Below are 3,700 nucleotides of genomic sequence, written 5' to 3'. Positions count from 1 at the left end.
TGCGTCAGGACCGTCGTGATCGCTGCCGTCAGCGTGGTCTTGCCGTGGTCAACGTGACCGATCGTGCCCACGTTCACGTGCGGCTTGGTCCGCTCGAATTTACCTTTAGCCATGTTTCTCTTCTTTCAGAAAGTTAATCGTTGAATGACTTTGCCGCGCGATTACTTCGACTTCGCGTTGATGATCGCTTCCGACACGTTACGCGGAGCTTCAGCGTAGTGCTTGAACTCCATCGTGTACGTTGCACGGCCTTGCGTCAGCGAACGCAGAGACGTCGAGTAGCCGAACATTTCCGACAGCGGCACTTCGGCGCGAACGATCTTGCCGCCGCCAACCATGTCATCCATGCCCTGAACAATACCGCGACGGCCAGAGAGGTCGCCCATCACGTTGCCCATGTAGTCTTCCGGCGTTTCGACTTCGACAGCCATCATCGGTTCGAGGATGACCGGCTGTGCCTTGCGCATCGCTTCCTTGAACGCCATCGAACCGGCCATGCGGAACGCGTTTTCGTTCGAGTCGACATCGTGGTAGGAACCGAACGTCAGGTGAACCTTCACGTCCACGACCGGGAAGCCCGCCAGCACGCCGGCCTTCAGCGTTTCCTGGATACCCTTGTCGACTGCCGGGATGTATTCACGCGGAATCACACCGCCCTTGATCTCGTCCAGGAACTCGTAGCCCTTGCCTTGCTCGTTCGGCTCGAGCGTGATGACCGCGTGACCGTACTGGCCGCGACCACCCGACTGCTTGACGAACTTGCCGTCAACGTCTTCCGCCTTGCCGCGAATCGTTTCGCGGTAAGCCACCTGCGGCTTGCCAACCGTTGCTTCGACGCCGAACTCGCGCTTCATCCGGTCGACCAGAATTTCCAGGTGGAGCTCGCCCATGCCCGAAATAATGGTTTGACCCGATTCTTCGTCCGTTTGAACGCGGAACGACGGATCTTCCTGCGCCAGACGGTTCAGGGCAAGACCCATCTTTTCCTGGTCCGGCTTCGTCTTCGGCTCAACAGCCTGCGAAATCACGGGCTCCGGGAAAATCATGCGCTCGAGCACGATCGGGCTCGTCGGATCGCACAGCGTGTCGCCCGTGGTCGCGTCCTTCAGGCCGACCGCAGCGGCGATGTCGCCTGCGCGCACTTCCTTGATTTCTTCGCGCTGGTTCGCGTGCATCTGCAGAATACGGCCCAGACGTTCCTTCTTGTCCTTGGTCGCGTTCAGCAGGGTGTCGCCCGAATTCACAACGCCAGAGTACACACGGAAGAAGATCAGTTGCCCGACGAACGGGTCGGTCATGATCTTGAATGCCAGTGCCGAGAACTTTTCGTCGTCAGCAGCGCGGCGCTCACCCTTTTCACCGTTTTCCAGCTCGCCGGTAACCGGCGGGATGTCGATCGGCGACGGCAGGAAGTCGAGCACGGCGTCCAGCATGCGCTGCACACCCTTGTTCTTGAACGCGGTGCCGCACAGCATCGGCTGGATTTCGCAAGCGATCGTACGGTCGCGCAGACCCTTGATGATTTCCTCTTCGGTCAGCTCACCCGACTCGAGGTACTTGTTCATCATGTCTTCGTTCGCTTCCGCCGCGGCTTCGACCATCTTTTCACGCCATTCGTTGCATGTGTCGACGAGCTCTGCCGGGATGTCTTCGTACGAGAACTTGGTGCCTTGGGACGCGTCGTCCCAAATGATCGCCTTCATCTTCATCAGATCGACGACGCCCGTAAAGTTCTCTTCCGCACCGATAGGCACGACGACCGGAACCGGGTTCGCCTTCAGACGCAGCTTGAGCTGGTCGTAGACCTTGAAGAAGTTCGCGCCGGTACGGTCCATCTTGTTGATGAACGCGAGACGGGGAACCTTGTACTTGTTAGCCTGACGCCACACGGTTTCCGACTGGGGCTGCACGCCGCCCACAGCGCAGTACACCATGCACGCGCCGTCGAGCACGCGCATCGAGCGCTCGACTTCAATCGTGAAGTCGACGTGACCCGGGGTGTCGATGATGTTGATGCGGTGTTCGGCGCGGTCGCCCGCCATGCCCTTCCAGAATGCCGTGGTAGCAGCGGAAGTAATCGTGATGCCGCGCTCCTGCTCCTGCTCCATCCAGTCCATGGTGGCAGCGCCGTCGTGAACTTCACCAATCTTGTGGTTCACGCCCGTGTAGAACAGAATGCGCTCGGTCGTCGTCGTTTTGCCGGCGTCGATGTGAGCGCTAATACCGATGTTACGGTAGCGCTCGATAGGAGTCTTGCGAGCCACTTTGATCCTCTATTGGGATGACGCGATGCGAGAGATACCCATCGCGCTGTAACACAAACGGGCGAGGCGCCTTTGAAGCGCACCCGCCCGGAATTTCTTTCCGTTTTCCGCTAAACCCGGAGTGGGGAAGCTTAGAAACGGAAGTGCGAGAACGCCTTGTTGGCTTCTGCCATCCGGTGAACCTCGTCGCGCTTCTTCATCGCGCCGCCACGGCCTTCGGCCGCTTCGGAGAGTTCACCTGCCAGACGCAGGGCCATCGACTTCTCGCTGCGCTTCTTCGCGGCTTCACGCAGCCAACGCATCGCCAATGCCATACGACGCGACGGGCGCACTTCGACCGGAACCTGATAGTTCGCACCACCAACGCGGCGGCTCTTCACTTCGACCACCGGCTTGACGTTGTTGAGCGCCACCGTGAACACTTCCAGCGGGTCCTTGCCACCCTTGGTCTGGATCTGTTCGAAAGCGCCGTACACGATACGCTCGGCAACCGACTTCTTGCCGGAGAGCATCAGCACGTTCATGAATTTTGCTACATCAACGTTGCCAAACTTCGGATCCGGCAACACTTCCCGCTTGGGGACTTCGCGACGACGCGGCATGTTTCTTCCTTTACTTTTCAGTTGGAGCTGTTTACAGCCCCTCGGCCACCAACTAACCCGATTCATCCGTAAGACTAACCAGCCTGGTCGGGTGACCACTTACTCGATAGCACCGGCGATTCCGGCACCATCGCTATTACCGCCTTTGCAGGCGACCTGAAACTACGATCGACCGGCTAAATTACTTGCCAGCCTTGGCACGCTTCGCACCGTACTTCGAGCGAGCCTGCTTACGATCCTTGACGCCCTGGGTATCCAGCGAGCCGCGAACCATGTGGTAACGCACACCCGGCAAGTCCTTCACACGACCGCCGCGAATCAGCACGACCGAGTGTTCCTGCAGGTTGTGGCCTTCGCCACCAATGTACGAAATGACTTCGAAGCCGTTCGTCAGACGAACCTTGGCGACCTTACGGAGTGCCGAGTTCGGCTTCTTCGGCGTCGTGGTGTACACACGGGTGCACACGCCGCGACGCTGGGGGCAGTCCTGCAAAGCCGGGCTCTTGCTCTTCGTCGTTTCCGACGTGCGGCCTTTGCGAACCAGTTGATTGATGGTTGGCATTGATTATTCCTGAGATTGAACAAAATCGACGCATCGGTTTCCGGGCAAAGCGGAAACGCCCGCGCATCGAACTTCCGGCTGGCCGCTCACGCACGAACTGAACTTGCGCGTAGGCATTCCAAGAACCGGAACCTAACATCATATTCCGAAAATAATAAGAAAGTCAATAGGTTGGTGCAGGGCTTCCGCATGAAGGCCCGTATCAGGCAAGGCCGAGGACGGAGTCCCGCATAGCGGTATCCCATGCAGCGAGGTTACGGATATTTTTCAGA

At 58.6% G+C, this 3,700-nt stretch carries 4 protein-coding genes; all 4 read right to left on the bottom strand.

What is annotated here, in order from left to right:
- The coding region (locus HDG37_RS38565; protein WP_233461887.1) for a GTP-binding protein at positions 1-113 on the bottom strand (113 nt) is incomplete at its 3' end.
- 48 nt (positions 114-161) lie between these two features.
- Entirely contained in the window at positions 162-2,264 is a 2,103-nt protein-coding gene (gene fusA, locus HDG37_RS38560; RefSeq protein ID WP_184056798.1) for an elongation factor G, read from the bottom strand.
- 131 nt (positions 2,265-2,395) lie between these two features.
- On the bottom strand, positions 2,396-2,866 hold the full coding sequence (rpsG, locus tag HDG37_RS38555; protein ID WP_006053291.1) for a 30S ribosomal protein S7: 471 nt from the start codon (positions 2,864-2,866) through the stop codon (positions 2,396-2,398).
- A gap of 181 nt (positions 2,867-3,047) precedes the next feature.
- Positions 3,048-3,428, bottom strand: coding sequence for a 30S ribosomal protein S12 (gene rpsL, locus HDG37_RS38550; protein ID WP_006053290.1), 381 nt, complete (start codon positions 3,426-3,428; stop codon positions 3,048-3,050).
- Between the last annotated feature and the right edge of the window lie 272 nt (positions 3,429-3,700).

Origin of the sequence: Paraburkholderia sp. MM5384-R2, from assembly GCF_014201025.1 — a bacterium.
Classification (GTDB): Bacteria; Pseudomonadota; Gammaproteobacteria; order Burkholderiales; family Burkholderiaceae; genus Paraburkholderia; species Paraburkholderia tuberum.
This window is presented reverse-complemented; position numbering and strand designations above follow the sequence as displayed.